The 22,867-nt window shown below is 41.5% G+C and carries 31 protein-coding genes and 1 pseudogene; 7 read left to right on the plus strand and 25 right to left on the minus strand.

Annotation, left to right across the window (positions count from 1 at the left end; all coding sequences use genetic code 11):
* Window positions 1-15: 15 nt before the first annotated feature.
* The 3 genes and pseudogenes from RS881_RS15860 to RS881_RS61625 form a co-directional block, all read right to left on the minus strand.
* Window positions 16-1,254 (minus strand): IS701 family transposase, encoded by a 1,239-nt coding sequence (locus RS881_RS15860; protein ID WP_425476380.1) that lies wholly within the window; start codon window positions 1,252-1,254, stop codon window positions 16-18.
* Window positions 1,255-1,451: 197 nt separating this feature from the next.
* A complete protein-coding gene (locus RS881_RS15865) occupies window positions 1,452-1,970 on the minus strand; it encodes a TOTE conflict system archaeo-eukaryotic primase domain-containing protein (RefSeq protein WP_425476381.1) in 519 nt (172 codons plus the stop codon).
* Window positions 1,958-2,541, minus strand: a pseudogene (locus tag RS881_RS61625) (TOTE conflict system archaeo-eukaryotic primase domain-containing protein). The gene RS881_RS15865 and the pseudogene RS881_RS61625 overlap by 13 nt, the downstream one beginning before the upstream one ends.
* Window positions 2,542-2,890: 349 nt before the next feature.
* Here RS881_RS61625 and RS881_RS15875 point away from each other — a divergent pair.
* Window positions 2,891-3,676, plus strand: a complete 786-nt coding sequence (locus tag RS881_RS15875) for a hypothetical protein (protein WP_315821966.1) — start codon at window positions 2,891-2,893, stop codon at window positions 3,674-3,676.
* Between the two features lie 19 nt (window positions 3,677-3,695).
* On the plus strand, window positions 3,696-4,136 hold the full coding sequence (locus RS881_RS15880) for a DUF6169 family protein (RefSeq protein WP_315821967.1): 441 nt from the start codon (window positions 3,696-3,698) through the stop codon (window positions 4,134-4,136).
* Window positions 4,137-4,582: 446 nt separating this feature from the next.
* Here the strand turns inward: RS881_RS15880 and xseB are convergent, their stop codons facing one another.
* From xseB to RS881_RS15950, 14 genes are all read right to left on the minus strand, one after another.
* Window positions 4,583-4,795, minus strand: coding sequence for an exodeoxyribonuclease VII small subunit (gene xseB / locus RS881_RS15885; protein ID WP_315821968.1), 213 nt, complete (start codon window positions 4,793-4,795; stop codon window positions 4,583-4,585).
* Window positions 4,773-4,913 carry a hypothetical protein gene (locus tag RS881_RS15890; protein ID WP_315821969.1) on the minus strand — a complete coding sequence of 47 codons (141 nt, stop codon included), beginning with the start codon at window positions 4,911-4,913 and terminating at the stop codon, window positions 4,773-4,775. The genes xseB and RS881_RS15890 overlap by 23 nt, the downstream gene beginning before the upstream one ends.
* Before the next feature lie 257 nt (window positions 4,914-5,170).
* Window positions 5,171-6,142 (minus strand): exodeoxyribonuclease VII large subunit, encoded by a 972-nt coding sequence (xseA, locus tag RS881_RS15895; protein ID WP_315821970.1) that lies wholly within the window; start codon window positions 6,140-6,142, stop codon window positions 5,171-5,173.
* A gap of 821 nt (window positions 6,143-6,963) precedes the next feature.
* Entirely contained in the window at window positions 6,964-7,296 is a 333-nt protein-coding gene (locus tag RS881_RS15900; protein WP_315821971.1) for a DUF3858 domain-containing protein, read from the minus strand.
* A 53-nt stretch (window positions 7,297-7,349) separates the two neighbouring features.
* Window positions 7,350-7,550, minus strand: coding sequence for a hypothetical protein (locus tag RS881_RS15905; RefSeq protein ID WP_315821972.1), 201 nt, complete (start codon window positions 7,548-7,550; stop codon window positions 7,350-7,352).
* A gap of 154 nt (window positions 7,551-7,704) precedes the next feature.
* Complete coding sequence (locus tag RS881_RS15910; RefSeq protein WP_315821973.1) at window positions 7,705-8,181, minus strand: hypothetical protein; 477 nt, start codon at window positions 8,179-8,181, stop codon at window positions 7,705-7,707.
* Window positions 8,182-8,327: 146 nt separating this feature from the next.
* Window positions 8,328-8,564, minus strand: a complete 237-nt coding sequence (locus RS881_RS15915; protein WP_315821974.1) for a hypothetical protein — start codon at window positions 8,562-8,564, stop codon at window positions 8,328-8,330.
* A 25-nt stretch (window positions 8,565-8,589) separates the two neighbouring features.
* On the minus strand, window positions 8,590-9,186 hold the full coding sequence (locus tag RS881_RS15920; RefSeq protein WP_315821975.1) for a hypothetical protein: 597 nt from the start codon (window positions 9,184-9,186) through the stop codon (window positions 8,590-8,592).
* A gap of 7 nt (window positions 9,187-9,193) precedes the next feature.
* Entirely contained in the window at window positions 9,194-9,496 is a 303-nt protein-coding gene (locus tag RS881_RS15925) for a DUF3858 domain-containing protein (RefSeq protein ID WP_315821976.1), read from the minus strand.
* Window positions 9,448-9,846 (minus strand): hypothetical protein, encoded by a 399-nt coding sequence (locus RS881_RS15930; protein ID WP_315821977.1) that lies wholly within the window; start codon window positions 9,844-9,846, stop codon window positions 9,448-9,450. The genes RS881_RS15925 and RS881_RS15930 overlap by 49 nt, the downstream gene beginning before the upstream one ends.
* Window positions 9,789-10,724: a transglutaminase-like domain-containing protein gene (locus tag RS881_RS15935; protein WP_315821978.1), complete on the minus strand. Its 936-nt coding sequence runs from the start codon at window positions 10,722-10,724 to the stop codon at window positions 9,789-9,791. The genes RS881_RS15930 and RS881_RS15935 overlap by 58 nt, the downstream gene beginning before the upstream one ends.
* Before the next feature lie 86 nt (window positions 10,725-10,810).
* Complete coding sequence (locus tag RS881_RS15940; protein ID WP_315821979.1) at window positions 10,811-11,083, minus strand: hypothetical protein; 273 nt, start codon at window positions 11,081-11,083, stop codon at window positions 10,811-10,813.
* Between the two features lie 325 nt (window positions 11,084-11,408).
* The gene (locus tag RS881_RS15945; protein ID WP_315821980.1) at window positions 11,409-12,020 is read right to left on the minus strand and encodes an LA_2272 family surface repeat-containing protein; all 612 of its coding nucleotides are present in this window, start codon (window positions 12,018-12,020) and stop codon (window positions 11,409-11,411) included.
* 201 nt (window positions 12,021-12,221) lie between these two features.
* Window positions 12,222-12,554 carry a hypothetical protein gene (locus RS881_RS15950; protein WP_315821981.1) on the minus strand — a complete coding sequence of 111 codons (333 nt, stop codon included), beginning with the start codon at window positions 12,552-12,554 and terminating at the stop codon, window positions 12,222-12,224.
* Window positions 12,555-12,862: 308 nt separating this feature from the next.
* Between RS881_RS15950 and RS881_RS15955 the strand changes: the two genes are divergently transcribed.
* From RS881_RS15955 to RS881_RS15970, 4 genes are all read left to right on the plus strand, one after another.
* Complete coding sequence (locus RS881_RS15955; protein ID WP_315821982.1) at window positions 12,863-13,753, plus strand: helix-turn-helix domain-containing protein; 891 nt, start codon at window positions 12,863-12,865, stop codon at window positions 13,751-13,753.
* Window positions 13,754-13,851: 98 nt separating this feature from the next.
* Entirely contained in the window at window positions 13,852-14,097 is a 246-nt protein-coding gene (locus tag RS881_RS15960; RefSeq protein ID WP_315821983.1) for a hypothetical protein, read from the plus strand.
* Window positions 14,085-14,330 carry a hypothetical protein gene (locus tag RS881_RS15965; protein ID WP_315821984.1) on the plus strand — a complete coding sequence of 82 codons (246 nt, stop codon included), beginning with the start codon at window positions 14,085-14,087 and terminating at the stop codon, window positions 14,328-14,330. The genes RS881_RS15960 and RS881_RS15965 overlap by 13 nt, the downstream gene beginning before the upstream one ends.
* A gap of 262 nt (window positions 14,331-14,592) precedes the next feature.
* Window positions 14,593-15,723, plus strand: a complete 1,131-nt coding sequence (locus RS881_RS15970) for a glycosyltransferase family protein (protein ID WP_315821985.1) — start codon at window positions 14,593-14,595, stop codon at window positions 15,721-15,723.
* On the opposite strand, the gene RS881_RS15975 is transcribed toward RS881_RS15970, so the two are convergent.
* From RS881_RS15975 to RS881_RS15990, 5 genes are all read right to left on the minus strand, one after another.
* The gene (locus RS881_RS15975; protein WP_315821986.1) at window positions 15,710-16,063 is read right to left on the minus strand and encodes a glycosyltransferase family protein; all 354 of its coding nucleotides are present in this window, start codon (window positions 16,061-16,063) and stop codon (window positions 15,710-15,712) included. The two genes, RS881_RS15970 and RS881_RS15975, sit on opposite strands and share 14 nt — an antisense overlap.
* A gap of 14 nt (window positions 16,064-16,077) precedes the next feature.
* Complete coding sequence (locus tag RS881_RS15980; protein WP_315824498.1) at window positions 16,078-16,377, minus strand: glycosyltransferase family 2 protein; 300 nt, start codon at window positions 16,375-16,377, stop codon at window positions 16,078-16,080.
* Between the two features lie 132 nt (window positions 16,378-16,509).
* Window positions 16,510-17,334 (minus strand): multinuclear nonheme iron-dependent oxidase, encoded by an 825-nt coding sequence (locus RS881_RS15985; RefSeq protein WP_315821987.1) that lies wholly within the window; start codon window positions 17,332-17,334, stop codon window positions 16,510-16,512.
* 352 nt (window positions 17,335-17,686) lie between these two features.
* Window positions 17,687-17,854 carry a chryseobasin-related MNIO class RiPP peptide gene (locus tag RS881_RS62270; RefSeq protein ID WP_484557625.1) on the minus strand — a complete coding sequence of 56 codons (168 nt, stop codon included), beginning with the start codon at window positions 17,852-17,854 and terminating at the stop codon, window positions 17,687-17,689.
* 153 nt (window positions 17,855-18,007) lie between these two features.
* Window positions 18,008-18,316, minus strand: coding sequence for a hypothetical protein (locus tag RS881_RS15990; protein WP_315821988.1), 309 nt, complete (start codon window positions 18,314-18,316; stop codon window positions 18,008-18,010).
* A gap of 916 nt (window positions 18,317-19,232) precedes the next feature.
* Between RS881_RS15990 and RS881_RS15995 the strand changes: the two genes are divergently transcribed.
* A complete protein-coding gene (locus RS881_RS15995) occupies window positions 19,233-19,391 on the plus strand; it encodes a hypothetical protein (RefSeq protein WP_315821989.1) in 159 nt (52 codons plus the stop codon).
* Between the two features lie 788 nt (window positions 19,392-20,179).
* On the opposite strand, the gene RS881_RS16000 is transcribed toward RS881_RS15995, so the two are convergent.
* From RS881_RS16000 to RS881_RS16010, 3 genes are read right to left on the minus strand one after another with little or no spacing between them, the layout of a single operon-like run.
* Window positions 20,180-21,130, minus strand: coding sequence for a DUF1735 domain-containing protein (locus RS881_RS16000; protein WP_315821990.1), 951 nt, complete (start codon window positions 21,128-21,130; stop codon window positions 20,180-20,182).
* 23 nt (window positions 21,131-21,153) lie between these two features.
* Window positions 21,154-22,137, minus strand: coding sequence for a SusD/RagB family nutrient-binding outer membrane lipoprotein (locus RS881_RS16005; RefSeq protein WP_315821991.1), 984 nt, complete (start codon window positions 22,135-22,137; stop codon window positions 21,154-21,156).
* Complete coding sequence (locus RS881_RS16010) at window positions 22,035-22,715, minus strand: SusD/RagB family nutrient-binding outer membrane lipoprotein (RefSeq protein ID WP_315821992.1); 681 nt, start codon at window positions 22,713-22,715, stop codon at window positions 22,035-22,037. Before RS881_RS16010 ends, RS881_RS16005 begins: the two co-directional genes overlap by 103 nt.
* Between the last annotated feature and the right edge of the window lie 152 nt (window positions 22,716-22,867).

Below are 22,867 nucleotides of genomic sequence, written 5' to 3' on the forward strand. Positions count from 1 at the left end.
TTTACCTCTACTTTGTCACATTCTTAAATAGAACAAGTTATCGAGGGTGCTTTTACGGAATGGCTGTTTCCAACGGATAATAGAAAAAACCTTTTCTGAATAGCTATCAGGGAATAAGACTTTCATTTTGATACATCTTACGATCTCTCCTGTGGTAAGCTTTAAGTGATGTCGGACTTTTTGGCGCAGCTTCTCTGTGTTAATAAACAATTGAGCTAACATACATAGTGCCATGTGCCTGAGCCATCCAACTTCACTTCGGGTCTGGTATTCATTGAGGCCCAGTTCTTTCTTGGTATCCCTGAATGCCTGTTCAATAAAATACCTTTTACATTGGCGGTATGCCAGCACCCGGGTACGCACATATTTAGGAGCATGGCAAAGGCTGTATTTGATCGTTCCATCCTTATCCTTTCTGACAAGCAGAATTAACTTCATTGCCTGGCTTGTCAATGGATTCAATACATATACATCTTTTCGATGGAACTTTGCTTTTAGCTTTCCTTTACTTTGATAGCGTATCGTCAGCTTTTGCCAGTCCTTTCTTCTCAACGATGAACAATAGTCCCGGATCAAAATGGATGCTGTAGTGGGTTTTAGCCGGGTTGGCTTTCTGCCTTTGCCTGGCAGTTTGCCGGGTATCTCCATTTCAAAACAACTCAGCCATACATGGATGTTACCTGGAACATCTGCGATAAATTCCTGCCCTGTTTCTGCCAGGGCACTCAGGAAGGATGTATCCCTACCGTAAAAGGCATCAAAACCAACCCATTGGACAGGTATCTGCAGATCTGTGGTAACATGACTTATGATATCCCTGGCGTGGTCTATCTTACTGATGTTTTGATCTGGCTGATATAAAGCTGCCTGAACAAGATTAACCATGGAACCACCATTCAGTGCAGCAAAAACGCCTACCTGACAATTATCTATTTTCCCTCTTTGGCCACAATATTGCCTGTTTACACCAGCTGATTGGTTACCCTTCTTTGGGAAAGAACTCTCATCCAGCAACAGGGCAATGTCCTCATCGGGATGATAGCTTTGGAGATGGCGATAAAAATCAACCGTGATCCTGTCCATAACCCCACTGGCTTCCCACTTTGCCTGCGTGAGCAAGTGGTGAAGACGTTGATCATTAACGCCATCCATTTCCTGCGCCATCGCCTGACAGTTACGCCGGTGGGTGATCATTAAGCCGGTACAATAAACGGACGCAGTTGCTCCTACTGATCGAGTCTTTGATCTGAACAGATCTTCATACTCCTTAAAAAAGAACCGAAACGATTACCTATGAGCGAGACATCCTGTATCTTCGACTCATATTTAATTTTTTGTTTTTAAATAGCCCTTGCTTTTTCCATGAGAAAGGGCTATTCTTTTTTGCTCACGCAATTTACGCGCACTAATTCCGCTTATACTATTTCAATGACTGTTTTTATTAGATTTATCTAATGTGACAAAGTAGAGTTACTGCTGTTAGTTTTTTTTCGTTCGTCATTTAATAGGTAAGGAATTTGTTTTTCTTTGCAATAAAGAAGTATTTCTCTAATAAATCCTCTTGGAATAACAACATAGCCACCCCGCTCTTCAAGCATCCTGAAATAGCCCTCTGTGCCAAACGTATTTTTACCCAGCCTCTTTTTAATGATGTATTCGGTATTAACGAAGTTGAGGTTGTCTCTTAGAAAGATTACCAATTCAGAATTTAATTGTGCTCGTGGGATTTTAATATTATTGCTGATGGTGATTTGCAGGACGCCTGAATTTAAAGGCTCACTATATATTGAATTATCTGATTCTGGTATCGTAATATATAACCCATCTAATTGTGTGGGATTAACTCTTTTGATTGTTTGCAGAAATGACCATTGATCTGGATAAGGTATAAAGCTAACCGGGTCTATAAAACATGAATTATTATTTTCCAAAGATTTACTTTGCAACGGTAATGCTATCAGATTACCCAGGCCCTTGCCAGAAAGGAAATCCTGATTAGGGAAAAGTCGATCATAATTGAGTTTTTATCAAAGGGTGAAATAATCCCTGCCGTTTCTAATATGTTAAGTATAATTCTTCTGCTTTTAAATGCAGGATAGTTTGTTTCAAAAAATATCCATACGTGGCCACCCTGCCCGCTTCTTGAACGTTCAAGGTATACAGGCAGCTCATGTTTTGAACAGGCTTCCATAAACATCTTTATTTCATCCTGCCAACTGATGTTGCCGATTTGGGATTCATCAAAGTCGGCTGTAATAAAAAGGAAGAGTTATCCGGTAAAAGGGGATAAAGTCCGATCACTTCTTTACCTGATAAATGATTCAATAACCTTTGTTCGGTTAACGGCGAATATGACTTATTGGCAAAATCCTTAAGCGTACCTCCGTTTGCTTTGTGAATGGCAAACTCATCCCAATTCAAATCATAAGCGGGCATATAACCACTTCGGCTATCTCTTTCCCAACGAATAGCAAAAACATCTCGCCTGCCTGTGAAAAGAGACATGAAAACATTCAAAGATTCTTTCGATATTGGCGTCATCGTTTTATAATTCGGAAATGCTGTTCTCGCCAAATATAATATAAACTGATTTGATCTTATGCAATGAAAAGCGGCTTCAATTGTTTGATATTAAATAAGATACGGATTTTGTCGACACGTCTAAGTTCTTTTATATAGCCTAAGCTGGCTCAAATTAACCCAAGATAAAACTTCAAAAACATATTTAAACAAGAGTTTCAGCGCTACCCTTGGAGCCATTTGATGCCCTTTTGTGTTAAAACCAAATACTTGTAATCTTTTAGTAGATTTTTTAGTGATTTTGAATAACTTTATGTATGATGTTGGCTTCAGCAAATAACTATGATTTTACTTTTTTCACCTAAGGGTTGTGGCTAGGCAACAATCCCATCCGTTGCATAGTAAATTTGACAAGCTTTTGGTTGAACTAAGAAATAATTTAGTACATCCCTACGCTACACCTTTGAAAAGGACTGTTGAGAAAAAGCTCGGTGAAATTTTTGAGTTACGCTTGGATATCCTTCGTTGGATGTCATCGGAAAGTATCGACTATCAGGAAATGCTTCGTAGCGAAGTCTTACCGATTCTAATAAATATGAATAAGGTCAGCCGCTTCAATACGATCGCCAATCATATTGGCTATGCACTTTCGACAATGGAGTTGGTAATAGAAAGTATTAATCGCTCGAACAAGGGGGAGGGAGATTTGTCGCAATTATCGGTTCAAAGCATTCCTGAACTTACTTTTAAGCAGTTTATAGATGCTACAAATATGTTTCCACATACAGAACAGTCCAGGTCTTTTCAAGACTGGTGTATCAGTTCTCTTTATATAGAGTATCTCACCCTGGCTGCTTACATTATGTATGAAGAGGAGTTGATTGTGCCTGAAGCCAATTTAATGCAAGTAGCTTCATTATTAGGAGAAGCTACTCGAGCCTATGCATCGTTGGCTGCGTTGCTAGGGTTTACTCAAACTGAGCAAAGGCCAAACATAAAACAGCCACAAATTACATCCAAGGGCGCTTCTATCTTCAAGCGCATGTTGGATGAAAAAAAACGAAATACACCAGCATCTAAAAAAAAAGGTGGTGTGCTTGCTGATCTAAAAGACAAATTCAACTTTGCCAATCCCATATACTTTAGAGGTCAATAGCCCCATATCGTACAAATTTGTGACGGAGCAAGGCATTGGCTATGCGGTGTATTTTCTTGATGGAAATTATATTTTTGATAGTTATCCGCATCTGAAAGGCCAGGTATATCTCTTCAATATTGATGTGTTAGAAGGTAACGCAGACTCTTCCATAGAGGATCCTAGAGTTGCAAGTACGGTGTTTGCCATTATCGAAGCTGTTTTTGCAGACCGTGAGAATGTAGTTGTTTATGTATGTGATTCTGTTGATGATCGACAGCTAGCTCGGAGGAGAAAATTTAATATTTGGTTCTTTCGCGCCAACGACGGCTCTCTCCTTAAAGAAGATGCCATAGTCGCAATGGGTGGTGATTCCTTTATCTACAGTTCACTACTTGTCCATAAAGATAACATTCGGGCAAGCGAGATCGTACAAGCATTTAAAGAACTAACTACCATTCCGGAGGACAAGTACGATTAATCACAATAATCACTCCTAAGTTTTCTTCGTTTTCAAAGATCCTTCATCCTTCTGGCGTCCTTTATCCAAAGAAATAGCGTTATTTACGGACAGGAATAAATCCTGTTTTACCAAGCAAATACTTGTCTATTAATGAATTAAACGAAGAAATGCGTATTAAAAACTCTTTATATGGTTCGACAATTCGTTGGCAGACTCCACCCTTCTTAGGCCGGAAAATCAATGCACCCGAATAATACAACCACAGGCATTACTTTTCATTAGACGCCTTTTCAATTCCAACCTTTTGCAAGTGGACGCTACCGGGTATTTTTATCCACGATATCATTTCAAACTTATTCAGCATGCCGCATATTTTATAGGGCTGCCAGGCCGGTGTTGTGGACTATTCATACTAAGCCTCAAAAAGTTAAACCAAGAAACTGGAACCATACTCACGGAGGTAATTAAACTCCTTCTTCGTCCTGTTTCATTTGTTGAATTATATTACTCACCTCTTGTTCTGTGCTTTTGAGCCTGGTTTTGCAAAACTCCAATAGGAAAGAGGCTCGCTTTAATTTTTCAGCAAGTACATCTACCGATACCGTTTCGGCCTCAATATCGGCAGCAATCTCTTTTAGTTCCTCATAGGCGGCCTCATAGTTCAGTGCTTCTTTCATCGGCTATTTGTTTGGCTTTGATAGTCGTAGTAATATGTGTGTTGTTCAGCAATACATCAATATCAGCACCTATGGGTAGTTCCTGCGCATTGGTCGAAATTTTGCCCTGGTACGACACCAGGGCAAACCCCTTTTAGAATACTGGCCGGATGTAGTACCTGCAACAGTCGTTCCAATCCCTGCATTTCATCGCGTTCATGCGAAAGGAAACGAAAACTGGAAAACTGTAATTGATGATTAATATTTAAGAGATCTTTTCTTTTACTATGGAACAGGATGGCTGGTTTAATCGTTAATTCACCCCTATTGCATCCAGCTTGCGCCTGTAACTGTGCAGGCTGCTTTGTGCCTCCTGCAACAATTGCCTTTCGGCAGTTACCAGGTCCGATTTTTATCCGCTACCCATTGCTGCACTTTCACCAGCAATTTATGCTGCAGCAATCCAAGCCTGTCTTCAAAGGCCTTGTTGTGTGCTATCAGGAACTCAGCTACTTTGGTAGGCGTTTTGAGTGGCGTATGTGCCATCAGGTCTACAATGGTTTCATTGTGCTGGTGGCCGATGCCCGTAATAATGGGTACGGGAAACTTGGCAGTTACCTGCCCTAAAATAAAGGTATCAAATACCAGGAAATCGGTAGGGGAGCCACCGCCCCGGATGATCACGACTGCATCATAGGTCCGCCCCGAGGTAAAAACCTCCAGCAGTCTTTCTTTGATCTGGCCGGCATTGGTTTCTCCTTGTACAGTCGTAAAATAGGTATCTACCAAAAATTGGTATCCATATTGGTTGTTGAGCAGCGTATGGTGAAAATCCTGGTAACCAGCCGATGTTTGGGCAGTCACTACAGCAATGCGCTGCAGTACCATGGGCAGCTTAAGCTGCTTATTGGCGGTAATATAATGATCACCAACCTTTCTGATGAAACTACTGCATTCAGTTACCAGGCGTAACAATGTAGCTTGTTTTTGTTGCTCCAACTGTCCAATGGTAAAACCGGCGTCAATATCCAGGAGCGTAAGTTTAAGTCCAAACACAGCATTGAATTCTACAGCTACTTTTATCAATACCTGTAGTCCATCTGTAAAACGCTGGCCCGTTATCTTTTCAAATTCAGCGATCTGCCGGCCTCCGCCTGTCCAGGCCACCGCACTGATCCTGGCCTTCAGGCCAGTAGAACCTGGCTGTTTCTCTACCAGGTCGAAATAATGGAACCCTTTAGCTGGCTGTGATTTATGTCCTGTGACCTCTGCCACTACCCAATAGTATTTCCCTACGAACCGGTCTTTCAGAGCGGCTTCGATCTGATAACTGAGTTCCGATAATTGCAGGGCTGGTACCGTTGTCATGAACACCACTTGTTTGAACAGCCCGAAATTATTGAATACCCCGGCAAGTACATCAAGTTTTTATGCCCTGGCCTGCATTAAGTAAAATGCCAGCCGGGCTATTACCGGCTGGCATTCCAGGCTATTAGATCAACCAGTACTATTGAGATTCAGAAACAACTCTGAAGCGCAGGCCAATAGATGCATAAGGATGTTTGGTGAGCATATAATAGATATTCGTTGTGTTTGTTGGCTCTATAGGCTTTAAATTGTGTTGATAAGTGTAACCTCCTTCCAGTTTAAGAGCCAACCAGGACCTAAAGTTTATCAGGCAACCCAGGCCACCGCCAATTCCAATGCTGTAGTTGTCTTCGCTGGCAATTTTACTATTGTATGGATCATTGTTGCCTACCGACTTAAATCCGTCAAAAATGCAGCACTAAAACCTGCAGTTAAATAAGGTTTGAGCAGTTGGTCGCTGCGCTCATTCTTTAACAAATGATAACCAAGATTGTATCCAACAATGAGATTGGATTTGGAATTGCCATAAACTTGCACCTCAGACCCATTGTTCCTGGTAGTATTGAAGGAAAAACTGTAAGAAGGAAGATATGTGATATCAAAACTAAAAACCATTGCTTGCCATCCTTGTCTGCTCCGTAAGAAAGTGAATAACCGCGGGGATTTCCTCTGCCATCTCCCAAAACAAATAGTTTTGTACTGAGGCCGAAAGTGCGTCCTTCCTTTTGAAAGAAACTGGATTTTTATACTGTGCCGATACCCCGGCACACATGCATAAGAATAAAAGAGAGACATTGATCTTTTTCATGTAGAGAGAGTGATTATTTGTTAGGGGTTAATAAAATATACTTGAAGGTACTGTTATAGGCTGCATCAATAAAGGCCAGCATATTATTCCATTTGGCTGCTGGTATATTTTTCATTTTATACACCTTTTGTACGCTGATGGTAATCACCCCTCCTTCGTCTTTAGCATTGAGATTAAAGGTGCCCGTTTCATTGTCGATGACCTTTATAAGCTCACTCAATCCTTCAACCTTATAACCTTGAGGAACCTTAAACTGAATATGCCAGTTATACGTCTTGGGGTAGCGTACATCAATATCGTATTTCCTGTTTCGCTCTTCTTTTTTGATCTGTAATTGCGAACCCATGAGCCCCGTAAGGTTTATGAGGTATTTCTTTCCTGCTTTGCGTACAAAATCGTTCAGCTCAAACTCTTCCTTATAGGATAAGGTGTTCTTTTTTGCGAACGTCCATCATTGATCAGTGTAAATCTAGCTTCTTTAATACGCTGGTGAAATTCCGATTGAAGCGATTCCCGTACATAGTCGGGCTTCTGTTTTTTGAATTCATCCTGTAATGAACGGGCTGATTTGGTGTATTCTTCTGCTTCCCTCGACCGCATTTTATCAGTAGGGTCACTACCCCGAAATTGACATAGTCCTGTAGCATATAAGGCGTATACTTCAGGGCGCCAGGGCTGGCCTTAGCCTTCTGAATGCCTTTGACATGCGAGGTCCTCGTGATTTGCAATCCCTTCATGTCTGCTGTTAGTTCTGCTACGATGGCATATGAAGCACTATTGTCGGCAGCGGTAGTTCCCGGAAGGGTAAAATTTTTATTTCCTGCGCTCCTCCTTTCTTAACAGGTGCAAATATGATATATGCTTCATTGCCCAGTAAGCCTTCTTCTTTTTCGCCAGGATTGGAAAAATCAGTAACATTGAAATACAGCTTGTCGCCTACCTTGATCACATACCTGATCTCCTGTTCAAACAATACCTCTTTTAACTGACCAATATTGTTGGCTATCGTAATGATTACCTCCGACTTAATATCCCGTTGGTAAAGCAGGGAACCGAATATATGGGCAAACTTTTTATCACTAAGGTATTCCCGCTGGAAAAGGATCTTATTGCGTACCAGGTAATAAGCATTGTTAATGTATTGCTGGTCGTCCCAGTTTTTAGCGCCCAGCCTCATCAGTTCCGAAAAACAGCCATCAATAAATTGCTGCACCGTCAGCATACTTCCCATAAAAGAAGCATTACTTACCCGTTCATAGTCTTCCCAGGCTTTACGTGCCAGTTCTTCCCGGCTAAAGCTACTTTTTAATTCGCCCTTTTCGCCAATGAAAGCCCCCTTTGCCTGGTCATTATTAGAATAAATAACCTGGAATTTTACTAGCGGATATTGGATAATAGGGCTAATAAAGTTGACATCCTTTTCAGTATCCCTATTCCGGTCAACGAATACATACCGGAAAAACCTTCTTCCAATGTATTCTCTTTTTTGAAGGTAGGTGCGCCATTCAGTGAAAGCGATTTGAAGAACGATTTATCATCTGTTTCAATAGCAATTTCATTGAACATGACGGGGAATTCCTTACTGCATACTTCATAAATAGGGCTGAACTCCACATACCCCGAAGCCGTTACATCCAGTTTACTTTTTTGTAGTGGTTACATATTCCAGGATATCTCCGGGTTCCAGGTTGGCTACGGGCACCTTGTAGTAATTGTAACCTGACCCTGCCACCTGATCAAAAAAACTCTGGAAATATTCCGGGATATTGGTTCCTGGCTCTACCGCCACAGCGCTCTTCAGATCAATATTGGTAGCCGTATCGCCCGGTTTAATAATGCGGGCAATAAACCCATCCTCTTTAGAACCGTACCGTAAATAGATCTCTGAAAGGGCATTCACCGAATTGTTGTCATTGAGCTTGATCCTGAGTCGTATTTTCTCAAAGAAATAAAGGCTTCGTTCCCGGCGGCTGAAAAAGCCGCCACTGCTCTTACGGTCAAAAAGTACATAGCGCGAAAAGCCGATCACCACGGCCGATTCCTTTTCCCATTTAGTGGGTATATTGGTTTCGGAAAACGCTGGCGCTGCTTCCTTTAACATAAAACGGGCATTGTTGTCCAGGATGTCCAGGAAATCTTCGTCAATATAACTTTGAGCGAGCAGGTTGGTGCTACAACTCAAATACAGTACCGTCAGAACAATAGTCATGCCTGTACGGAAATTATTTATTTTCATGAAGGCGTTATTTAGAGGTAATGCTGAAAAAGTAGCTACTGAAGGATTTAATCGATTCAAGGAACTGTTTCCAATTGACAAAATCAGCCTTATTGATCATGCTGTTTTTGATAACGAGGTATTTCTTGAGGGTGATCTTATTACCTGCTACCATATATTCTCCTTTGAATTCATATCCGTCAAATTTCAGCTCCAGCTTTTCAGGTATGTCTGAAAACTTACTATTAGCTGGTGTTGAGAGTGAGAATTCATCCTCAAAACTTAATACATAGTCAAAATCATAACCGCTTTTCCGCTTTTCATCGGGCATATACCTTTCCAGGGTTTTAGGGAAAAATCAAGGTTGATGTATTTATTGCCGGATATGGTTTGCACATAATTGGAAAGATCAATAGTACCTGAAATATTAATAGGGATATCCCGGTTGGTCAGGTCACTGGTTTTTACATCCGAAGCCTCCACATTGTCATTATTGAATTCCAGGTAACTGTTCAGGAATTTCTCCCGGCCGGTATTGGGCAGATCCTGGTACTCCTGGTGAAAATCCTTGCGTTCATTACCTGTAAGCGTTACCTGGATCTTGCCCTTGAGTTGTTCATTGTTCAGCGTAAAATCGGCTTTGGTAAATACTTTATGTTCATCGCCCGTGGTGAGTGGCACTTTTTAATGTCGAACTTGTCGCCATTAGCTACCATGGCCTCCTTACCCTGGATCCGATAGGCATTTTCTCCAAAGGGAACATATTTCTCTGTGGCATCCAGGAAGTATTCTTTACCCTTGTAGTACAGTGTGGTGATAGCATGATTATTGGCGCATAACGCTGGAATTGATTGCGGGTAGGGTAATTGCCTGGTACCGATCCAGGTAAAATGGGCATCATACCCCGCCAGTTTCAATAACTCTGTTAACAGGTTGGCCATACCTTTACAATCACCGTATTTATTGGTCAGTACATCCTGCACCGAAGCCGGTATATAGCCAGAGTAGCCATCTTCATAAGCGATATACCGTATTTTATCCTGCACCCAGTAATAGATCGCCTTTATTTTATCCTGGTCGTTCGTAATACCGGCTGTGATCTTTGATAAAGTAGCTTTGAGTTTTTCCGGTTCATTATTAGCCATTTTATAAAGCCGGTTATTCCAATTATAAACATCACTGGTTTTATCAAATCCCTGTAACAGTTCCCCTTTGTTTTCAAAGGATTTTACTTGTATCACAATATGGGGATCGGTATAGGCTCTGCCTATTTGTTTGAATTCGGAACTGTTGGCCTGTAAATCTTTTAAGGTAAACACATAGGTGGTATATCCGCCCTTCTGCGTTTGTTTCTTGTCTACTTTGTATCCATCGAAATTGAATGGTTTGAAATCAATAGAAAGCCAGTCAGGTACCTTAAATTCAAATACCTGTTCCTGTATAGGGTAGGAGGCATGGAAGAAAAGGCGGGTGAGGTATTTGGCATCACTGTATTCCTTTCTAACAGATATCCTGGCCACATTTCCCTTGTCGGCAAAACGGAGGGGAAAATATTGCACCCTGCTATCATCGAAAAAGATGTTCTCATCGGTAAGCGAACGGTCAATGCCCGATCTTTCCGACAGGAAAAACTTATTTCCATTCTTTAAGGTCTTTTGAATTGCTTGAGACGGATAAACTTATTGTAGAACTCCGCATAGGTAAGTCCGGCATACTTTTTCAGGGCCAGGAACTCCAATTCGGCTTCCTCCTGCACCACCACCACTTTGTCATTCAGCGCATTGGTACCCTTGCCAAAAGTAAAGAGGTGACGAGCCGAACGGCATATTACGGGATCATCCTTGTACTGTCTTGACAGGTTTTCGGCATCCCCTGGTCCTCCGGATGAACAAGCTGGGCGACAGTGATTCCCGAACAACCTATCATAAAAACGAAAAGGAACAAATAACGGCAGGCATTTCCAATGCATGATAAAGGGGCAGCGGGGCTATCGGGCCCGCCGGTTGATTGGAGCGTTGGGTTCATGAAAATGGAGAATTTGGGCGACAAAATTATTAAAAATCAGGCTATTATACCGGTGCTAGTTGAAAAACGTGGCCATTACCCTTTTATTGCCGCAAATGTCGCTGGCTATTTCCGGTGTATTGTAGCAGGGGCATGTATTATGAGTATTTAATTAAACTTGTTAAGTATTGATTTACAGAAAAAGATACCTTGATTCTTCTTTGTTATTTATTATCATCCTAAAAACTCCAGTTGATCAAGGGCAGGCTTCGTTTTGGGTTCATATTCCACAAACCTAGCTGTATGCCTTTAAGGTCCTTACACATATTTACCAATCCTATCTGCAACCCTCGGCCTTTAATTGCCCGGTTGGTAACCCCTGTGATGATGACCCCTTTAAACGAATCACTCCTGTTTTGGGTGATCGTTATATGCAGCCCTGTCATTTCAGCAGCTTCGCTCATAACTCCATTGATGCTTAATCCACGAACACGTAAACTTTTGCCCATCAAGCCGCCTAGACTGATGCTCAACCCATTCACTTCATTATTAAACTTGCCCGTAGCTATTGTATCGGGCATATTGACTATGCTGAGATCGGTAAAAAGTCGAAACAGGGAAAACATGCCTATGAACATAGAAGTACCATCAGCATTGAGGTTTACGCCTTTAATGATCAACGGGTCATCATCCAGGTCGCTTTCCAATCCAACGCAAAGACCGTTAATCTGCGTGGCGCTGGAGGGAGCGAACCAGAACCAGTTTTTTACCAGCCTGGGTTTCTCTTTTTGGGGCAGGGTATCCTTGTCAAGCCGTGGACCTGTGCCCAGGTAGTAAAAAGGTGGTATCACGATCCTCAAATACCTGGTTCAACCCCTGGGCTGTAAGATAATATACCAGTTCATAGGTAATGGAATTACTACAGTCAGAAGCATATGCAATTTTTTTTTCTACGGGGAATACCTTAGCTGTAGGTCTTTTCTCAAATACGTGCCTGCAATTGGTCAAAGAATAATTGGTATATAATCCCAGCAGGCGGTCGCCAATCAACTTTAATTTTTAAGTTGTAAAGGGTGCAGGGCCAGGGTGTCAAAAGGCTTTGATTGAGGAGGTCTGCTATGATTGAAAGCACTGGTATAATAGATGGAATCGTTCCTGATATCCACCACCTTGATGGATATGATTTTCTTGTTGTTTAAAACAACATCATAGATGCAGTTGCGGTAAATGTAGAAAGCGTTATTGCCGGGCTTGTAATCGTTTTTATCGAATTTTACTTCACCGTCTTCTTTTACAAAATAAAGGTTCTGACTGCTATCTTGCTGCGCCAGGCAGTTCATAGTAATGCCACACAAGAATAGAAGTATAAGGGTGATAAAACGCATAATAAGCAGGTTTTGGAGTGATGACCACAAACCTATTCTACCTCATCCGCAGCTCCTAATGGGTATTGGCTTATTGAATTCCAGGACTAGTAGTCAGCCATAAAAATGCGTAGGGATACAAAAATGATTACGGATTATCCATTTTTGCAATGCCTGCCGGTCATTTTAATGGCAGAAATCCGTAAACAAAGTAGGGGTATTATGGATTTTCAGTAATTTCCTGTAGTAATGGAAACAAAACAATTGCAGCAGCAGCTTTTCCGGCATTTGAAGGAAAGCTTGCCAACCCATCTTTCCTCGCAGAGGAATTGAGCCAGTTGCTTAACCTAAGCGCCGATAGTGTGTATCGCCGTATACGGGGTGAAAAACCAGTGACCCTTATTGAGTTAAAACAGATATGTGAGCATTACCGCCTTTCCCTGGACCAACTATTGCAATTGAAAAATGATTCAGTACTTTTTCAGGCTCCTGGTATAACCAATCCTTCCATTCCTTTTGCCAGCCATATGAAGGGCATGCTGGATCAGTTCAAATATTTTAATTCCTTCAAACAGGGCGAACTTTATTACCTCTGTAAGGATGCTCCCTTCTGGTATTTCTATCTTTTTCCGGGAATGGCTGCTTTCAAAACCTTTTTCTGGTGTAAGACCATCAACAATGAACCGGCATTGATAGATCAGTCATTTTCATTAGAAGAACATCGTTTTGAAGAATGTTTTGCTATTGGCCAGCAGATACTGGATGAACACAGCCGGATGAATACGATTGAACTGTGGAACCTGGAAAGCATACACAGCAGCATTAACCAGATTGCTTATTATAGGGAGGCCGGTATTTTCAGGGAGAAAAAGGACCTATTGGCCGTTGTAGAGTCGTTTATTCAAATGGTTGATCACCTGCAGGCCCAGGCAGGCAAAGGTGTAAAGTTTATGCCCGGCACTACAGATGTAGCCCATAGAGGTCCTATTCAGTTTTATGTGAATGAGTTGATCCTGGGTAACAATACTATTCTCCTGAATCTCGATAATAAAAAGATATCCATGATTACCTATAGTGTTTTCAGCTATCTGATCACCCAGGATGACCGGTTTGCTGCAAAAGCGTTTGATACTTTTAATACACTCCTTAGCAAGTCGACCCTCGTTAGCAGATCGGGTGAAAAAGACAGGAACAGATTTTTTAATACGCTTAGGGACTAAGTGAACCAGTTAAAAACTAAACGATGTTCCCGTACTGGCACTACTGAAAGCAGGTTTGGTTTTATTTCTTCTTTTTTTATTTTCTTTGCGCCCAGTATATGCAAAAGAAAAATATTATATTATTCATTATAAGTATATTGTTTATTGTTGGGTTTTTATTATTGCCTCAAAACAGGCAATGGTGGGCTACCGTTCTTTCTTATGCCCATGATTTCAAGAAACAACATAACCACCTCGATCGGGAGACCCGCATGACCAAACGTTTCGGGAATGACTATCTTTTTCAAAAAATATTGCAGATCAATTTGATCAAAAAGGTATTAAAGGAGAAATGCTTGTATTAATGCCTCCATCAAATTATTTTCACAAGATGGGTATTAAGTACCATGTACCAGAGCCAGCCGTGTTCTATTATTATACGGGATTGAAGACTATTTGGGCAAACAGTAAGGAAGCTGTTCAAGCCAACTGGTTTGTGCGGGTTTACCAGGGAGAAATTATTGTTGACAGTGTGACAGATAAGAAAAAGCTGCAGGACACAATTGGTGTTTTCCAAAAAATGGGGGTAACGCTATGAGTACCGTGTTAACAATTATTCTCCTCACAATAGTGCAATTGCTAATGGGGTTTGGTTTGGTGACCTTATTCAGGATCCGGTTAAAGCCGGGAATGCTGCTTTCCTTATCCATACTCTGTGGGGTTATGGTGTTTTCAATTGTTCCGTTTTTATTGCATTTGTTTTTATTCCACTCACTGCCTTCAATATTTTTACGGCGTTGGCGGCGGTTTGTTTATTGTTAAATATCAAGTTCAAAAAAACGGTTGATCAATTTAAAAGAATGATCTCCGAAACCCGGTTTCGTATCAAGTTGTATGAATTACCCTTTCTGCTGGTATTGGCAGTAATAGTGATGGTGAGTGCATGGCGTTGCTTTTATTATCCTCCTTCTCCCAGGGATCTAACATCCGGGGCCGAAGTGATTGCAGAGTATACAGTGAAAGAGAAAACGATGGTCAATTCGGTTTTTACGGTAAACCTTGAAACTACCAACAATCAATTTAAACCGCCTTTTATAACCTCATTACAGGTTATTTACAAGTATGCTGGCTTCCCTTTTGGTCAGATATGGCTTAGTACCCTATTTATTTGCTTCTTAATATTTCTGTATCATGCACTCTGCCTTAAAATACACAGGATATTGGCGGGAATGTTGATGTTGATATTCCTGGCAATACCCGAAATGTATGCCTATACCTTTATGGCCCTGTTTGATTATAGCAATGCAGTGTTCTTTTTCCTGGGTACTTACTTTATGATAACGTATTTCAAAAGTAATAAGAGAAATGACTTGGCAATGGCAGGCCTGCTTATGGGATTTGCTACCTATATCCGTTCTGAAACACTGATCCTGGTTGGAATATTGACGTTGGCTATCTTATGGCGGCATATCAAAAAGTGGGAAAGCCTGGCCAGTTTGCTAAGTACTGGCTTGTATTTCTTATTACCTGCAGTTATCTTTTACGTTTTATCGATCACGGTACATGTTAATTACTACTTGCCACAAAAATATGATGTAGAAGGGTTAGTGAATCAGCACCTCCTGGACCTTACCCCCATATGGGAAAGGCTGAAAGCCATGAACAAGGAATTGATCTTTAGCGAACATGGGATCCAATTGTACGCTTATAGTTTCTTTATTTTCCTGCTTGTGCTGCTCTGCGACCTGATTTTTTCGGTGAAGTTGAATCCAGGCTCCCGAAACTGGTTATTTGCAGTACTGGTAATTTATTGTGGCCTGCCGGTACTGGGGTATCTGCTGCCGTTGCTTGATATAGCGAATTCTACTAAAAGAGGCCTATTTAAAATATTTCCCCTGATGATCATGTACATGGGTTCCAGTTCCCTCCTGATTCGGGTTACCCAAAAAAATAAACGCTTGGGAAATGAAATCGGTATCATAGACCTTTAAAGATGCGGGAGGTTGCAATCCCAGTTTTATGAAAGAAATATTGAAAACTTACCCACAATACTCCCATACCATATTTTAGGCTTCTGCCGAAATTGATGGAAGAGGCTTCATCAAAGTATTTGGTTGGACAGGTTATTTCAGCAATCTCGTACCCTTTATACAGTATCTGGGCTAGTAATTCATTGTCAAAAATAAAATCGTCTGAATTGTGCTCAAAAGGTATGGCCAGCAACACATCTTTGTGGTAGGCCCTATACCCGGTATGGTATTCGGATAATTTTTGCCACATCAGCAGGTTTTGCGAAGCTGTCAGAAACCGGTTAAAAATGTATTTGTACAAAGGCATCCCACCTTTTAAAGCCCCTTTCCCAATATCCTCGACCCAAGTACTACCGGATATACGTTATTGGCAATTAAAGAGACCATTGGCCCAATAAGGGCAGGTGTGTATTGGTAATCAGGATGCAACATTACAATTATATCGCCGCCCACTTCCAACGCCTTTCGATAACATGATTTCTGATTGCCGCCATATCCTTTATTCTTTTCATGGCGAATAATATGGGTGATCCCAATTGCCTGGGCGACTTTAATCGTATCGTCCTTGCTGGCATCATCTACTAAAATGACCTCATCTACTATTTTCCGGTCTATTTCGCTATAGGTTTTTCTAACGTAAGTGCAGCGTTATAAGCAGGAAGGACGACTACTACTTTTTGACCATTAACCATGCAGTGAAACGTAATTGAGCCGCAATATTAATTAATTATTCCAATACCCATGGGATTAGGTGGAAGGAAAGCCCGCTTTCCACTTTTGGGCTATCCTGATAGCTGTTTCCAGCATGGCGGGGTCCCAGTTTTCCACCTGCCAGCTGGATTGGCGCAGTGATGACTGTTGCAATAGGGTTTTAGCCTCCTCATAAGAAGCGGCCGACTCCAGGATACTCGACAGCTCCAATTGCTGGCGGTATAGTAATTCATCTTCCACCGCCACATTCACACGGAAAGGCAATGGTGGTAAAAATGATTGCTGGAGATACCCTTGCCGGGTTTTGTTGGCGGCAGTAAGGATGCTTTCCATTTCCAGGAAATCCGTATAGAACTGTTGCTTGCTTTCATCAGTCAGCAAACCATTGCCCAATTGCTCAAGTACTACATATTTCAGATTTGGGCACCTGTCAATCGTCATTTTCAACAGTTGAAAAACTTCCCGGGGTACACCATCATCATGTGTATCCCTCCTTACCGAACGGCCGTCTTCAATAGCGGAATAATCCCAGCTACCTCCTGAAATATGTATTTCCCGCACTTTATTCAATGGGTACAATGCAATGAGGTCCTCAAATGAAATAGAAAAATTATGAATCTGGCACCAGAGGTTATGTAGGTCCAGGATAATAAAACCATTGACAGGTTCCAGTAACTGATCCAGGAACTGACCATGTTGCTTTACCTCATCCAATGAATAGGAAAACGCTAAATTTTCAAGCCCTACAGGACATTGGCAGGCTTCGCCAATCCGCTGCAGTCTATCCCGTCCTATGGCCAGGGTGCTGATGGTATAAGGAATATTCAAAGGAGCTCCCTGGTGGAAGTTTTCGCCTGTCATGAACCCAAAATGTTCCGTGATATGGTCAAATTGGTATTCGGCGCTGGCAGCTGCCAGTTTTTATCCAGGCTTCCTGTTCCGGAAGCCATCTGCCTGAGAAAAGTGAAAAGAAAACCCCATGACCTATGAGCCTTTTTTTCTTTACTGAATGCAGTCAGTAATTCCTGGAACCAGGTTGGGATTTCCTGTAATTGATAAAGTGTATCAAACGACCATTCCAACGCCTCTATTCTTGATTCTTCCATTAGCGGAAAACAGGCACCAAGAATATGGGTATCCAGGTTACAGGCTACGGTGGAAAGTATTTTGGACACTTAGATGAAATTGAAAGCGTTTGTTGATGCAAGCAAGATTAGCCCATTCCGCATGCTGGACAGGAATACGGCAATTTGTTTTTCTTCTTCCTTGGCTTCCTTCTTTGCTTTCGTGTCAGGAAGATCCTTGTCTTTTTACAAGAAATGGCTGTTTGTACGGCAATGCCGATCAAGATGGCACTGAGTAGCGTTTTTGGTAATTTCATTTTCAGGTCTTTAAAAATGAGTAATTATGATGGTTGACAGCCTTAATCCCAAAAACGTGGCTTAAAAGGAGGTATTCGTCAAATAAATAAGAAACAAGATAAAAAGAGGGTCAATCGGCTGATTGATACCCTCCCGCATATTTGGTTTGAGCACTACTGGGAAAACGTTTTATTGGGGATACTTATTATCCCTTTTTTAGATGCTTGCTTTTTTTTGAATTGGTTATTCACCAGCAAATTGATGGAGTCATAAGAAACATCAATCAGCTGACTGATCCTGTCCAGCTCTTCCAGTGTAAACTCCTGTACGTTATTGATCAGTCTTGTCATACGATTGTTGTTGGTGCCCAGGTCGCCCGCCAAAACTGTCTTCGGGAGGTACGTAAAGATTTGTTTGAATTCGGTAATATGCCCCGATTCAATCAACTGTTTTACTCCTGTATACCTTTCATCCTTTGTCATACCTCAAAGAAAAAAACAAATGATAAATAAATTAGCATATAGTATGGATTGTTCTTTTATTGTTACAATCCGGAATTGTTTGGTGACGGCTGGTCATTATAATTGTGATGCCTTCTATTGGTTAGCGTTATAGCCGCTGTAATGAAGTACCAGGAGGCGTAACATAGATTGAATACTTGTTTCATATATAATAGAAACAAGTGCTATGCTAGCAACAAGGGGAGGTTTTGATTAAACAAAAATACTAAAAATATTAGTATACGGGGCAAGAAAGAAAACTATTCTTTTATCCCTTTTGCATTAATATCCCTCTTAATGACCGCTTTCGGGCAGCAGGCCGTATTTGATTTTTTTATATTTACCCAGTTTGTGGTATTTTTATAGAGTTTATTAGCTGTACCTTTATTTTGACTATGCGTTTATTCCTGCCAAACGGTTCCTTTTACCTGGTATATTTTACCAATAAGTCCCTATACCAACCTTATCAGTAACCTTTTCCACCATCTGATTTAGTAGTAAGCACAATGTATCCCTGTTTCAAAACACAGCCCCTGTGTGTTGTCTGAAGTATTGTATATCACAGGTCAACGGATATACCAGTTTCGCTTTGCGTAGTCCAGGCATATTGTGCCTTTAACCTTGGGTTCTTTATTAGTATTTATATAATCATTTAAAAATCAACTATTAAATCGCTAACTCTTTATGCGGTAGGTCTCATGTTGCTCGTGTCTCTTTCCAGCAAATCATTTAGCCAGGAAAAAGCAATTTCAGCGGAGGATAAATAAGAAATTGTCAAACGATTTGAGGGAGTTGACAAAAGTAAGTATCGGCTTCAGTTCAACAATGGAAAAGAAGTGTATGGTGCCAGAAAAGTATCTATGAGAGAACTACAGCAAGTAAAAAGGTTCGTAATCCGATGGACGAACATGGATATGTGGTATTGATCGTATCTGATGATGGTATTGTTTATATCGTGGCTGTTTCAAAGGGCGGTAAGCTGGAAACCGTTTTTTTCATGCACTCGACGAGAAAATATACCATAAGAATGAGCCCCTGGAAAAAGCCCTTACCATGATGTGTAGTATTAACTATTCCGTTTGGCGATACGGCTTTTTTCACCTGATGTAGGCAAGAGTAATGAAATTGAAATAAAAACATATTGCAACAAGGATGTTTAATATCAATCCTGATATTTGGAAAGTACCCTATACCCTAAGAAGCATCAGGTACCCCTCCATGAAAGGGTTAATTAAAAAAGAAACCGTAAAGGTATCCGAACTGTATTCAACCGATTTTATATTAAAGAGCAACTAAATCATTGAATTGATATTTTATGCGTATAAGTTCCATATACAAAAATTGCATTCCTTTTTCTCTTTCCTGCACATGAGTGAGGATGCTTTTGTAGCGGCTTTTTCTGGGTATATGTAACCAGTGCACTATTGTTATTGCTCGGCATATTTACCAAAATTTTTTCCTTCCTTACTTTTCTTTGCCATTATATCCTCATGTGCACCATCGAAGTGTATGTGTATGGTGTTGACATCTTTCTGCAAATTGCTTTATTCTATGTAATGCTGATGCCTGTTGCTAGAATATATTCTTTAGACGCGCTTCAAAAATTTTGGCTTTTGTCTATTATCCTGCTACACGCCGGCATCTGCGTATTCCTGGGCTTATGGTTATTTGGCCTTATTATGGCTGCTCATGTCCATTTCGGCCTTTGGTTTTGATGCCTATAATGACCTCAAAGGCCTTCGCTGCGTAAGGCAAAGCAAAACCCGTATTGCCTACAGCGTTTAATTAAAAAAGGCCACCCCTAAGGAGGCGGCCGGATTGTCACAAGAGGGGTACGGTAAATTTTTATCTGGCCTTTTTAAATACCAGTGTGTCATACATCGGAAAATCGGTAAAACCTGGTTGTGTCATTAGAATAGCTGCATAGATCGTTTTGCTGGCTGCATCATACCGGCTGGTTGTAATAGTGGCATTTATTTTGCCTCCGCGCCCATTACTTGGATTTATGTAGTAATTAGCGGCATCAGTGAGCTTATCACTCCCATCAAACTTAAATACCGGCGTATACGAACCAAACCTGCTCCAGGCAGAAGCAGTCGATTGGAGCGGATGTGTATAGTCATTGGCATATCCGGTATTATGCATAGCTACCGTGCTGGGGCCTGTAGTGATCAACGATATTTCGTATGGCCATGAATAGGGCGTAGTAGTGAAAGTCCTGTCTGGTACCGATCCTTGTCTGCTCCGCAGCGTGTAAATGCCATCATACTTGTTTTTGGCCACCACCGCAAAAAGCTGGGTGCCGAAATTGCCACTGATGATACCATACGAGCTTGACTGGATGGAAACAGGGATTGCATACTTTTTGGTAAGGTCAAACAGGTTTGTTTTGAACTTTATAGTAAAACCGGCACTTTTTTGTCCCTTGGGGATTATTACCTTGGTAACCGGCATTGTGTACATATTAGCCGGTAATAAGGTGAACGTAGTGGCATTTTCAGTATTATAGGTAGTTAAGGCTTCTGCTTTGATCCCGATATTCACTTCAATATCCTGTGGGGCAGCATGCGCCCCGGAATAGTTTACCGTAAGCGCCAGGTCGGCTTCTGGTACAATATTGTAACTGATATTGTATAGGGGATAAGTGCTGGTAGTTGGAGAGGCAATGATATCCACATTTAAAAATTCAATGGTATTTTGTGAGCCTTCGGGATCAAGCTGATCCTTGTCTTTAAGACAGGAGCTTAATCCGCACAATACAAAAGTGCTTATAAATAAGAAAGGATATTTTTTCATTGTAATTCATTAATGGTTAAAAATTACTTTCTACGATCCCAGAATACATAGGAGGTAAAGGTGTTTACTCCCCGTGGTACATTGTCGGGGTTGACCTGGAATTCATTATTGGGATAAAGGATCCTTCCCGGCAACCTGTCGGGTGCGGTAGAAGCCGATACCGTTGAAACGAAAGTATTATATTGGTTCAGGGGCAGGGCATTGTTGATAGTTGGATAGCCTGTTCTCCTGAATTCGGCCCAGGCTTCACGGCCATCGATCATATTGAAGGCAATGTATTTTTGCGTAATGATGGCTTCCAGTTTTTCAGCAGGTGTAAGTGCCAGGTCATAATTCACCAGTTTGCTAGTGCTATTGACTGCCAGGTAATTGGCTGCGTCCATTACAGGATTTAGCCCGGCGGCTACTTTATTGTCTGGGCCTTTATACAAATATGTAAAAGACGCTTCAATACCTTTGTTAAACAAGGATTTGGCATTGCCGGTGATCAATCCCTTTTCTACTGCTTCGGCCTGGAGTAAATAACTTTCCGCTGCCAGTAATAAGGGCTGCCCCATGGCAGGGCCCTTGAGCACCCCCACCGAATTGGTTGAGTTGGCATAGTTCAAATTCTCTGTATACCAGGATGTATTATCTGTGGGAGCTGATTGTATGCCCGAGGAGGTTACTCCCAATTGGTTACGCGGTGGATAAAACCCATTCTTAAACCCACGGAAGATTACATTGCGACGGCCTTCATCATCAATTTTACTGCCATCATAAAATGTAACGATCCAGTAAGTGGGAATGCGCGAACGGCCGCTGCCTGCTTGTGAACCCGTAGCGGAACTGTGATAGGTGTTCCAGAAAGGATTTTGTTGGCCCGCTACCTTGGCATAACCAGGATTTACAATGGCGTCCTCTGTTAAGAATCCATCAGCCGAGAAGGTAGGATTTCCCGAAAAACGGTGCTTTTGGAAACCCTGATCCTCAATTTCAGTTTCAATGTATTGGCCAGTTGCTTCCACTTGGTCATATTGCCGCCAAAAACAACGTCTGCCGTTCCCAGCGCATTGGGAAACTTAGCATTATTAATAACGCCAATGGCCTCATCCAGGTCTGTATAGAGCTTTTTATAAACATCCTGGGCGGCATCATATTTGGGTGTCAATGCATCCAGGCCCTTTAAGGCATCTTCATAGGGTATCTGGTCATATTCGTCAGCCAGTAATTGATAATTTAGCGCCTTCATGATCCTTGCCGTCGCGTTGAAGTAGGCAAATGTGTCGCGCCCGGTTGTAGAGCTTATGATGTATTCATAATCCTCCAGGTTGTCGTACGTACTGCTCCATAGGCCCGTGAAACTGTTGGTTGTAAATTCATACGTGATCGTATTACCCCAGCCTCCAAAACCTCCGGCATTGGCAAAATAACCAACCTGCCAGGAGCCATAATCATGAAAGGATACGCCCATTGTGGATGCTGTGTAAACAATGGCTTGCGGCAATACCAGGCTGGCTTCAATCGTAGTAGGCGAATTGGGATTCGTATTTACAGCGAGGAATTTTTTGCATGATGGTAAGGAGGCAATGAGGGCAACCCCCATCCAATGATTCGTTTCATTTGCATTGGGATTAACTCTACTTTGTCACATTAGATAAATCTAATAAAAACAGTCATTGAAATAGTATAAGCGGAATTAGTGCGCGTAAATTGCGTGAGCAAAAAGAATAGCCCTTTCTCATGGAAAAAGCAAGG

Source organism: Paraflavitalea speifideaquila, assembly GCF_032395985.1.
Classification (GTDB): Bacteria; Bacteroidota; Bacteroidia; order Chitinophagales; family Chitinophagaceae; genus Paraflavitalea; species Paraflavitalea speifideaquila.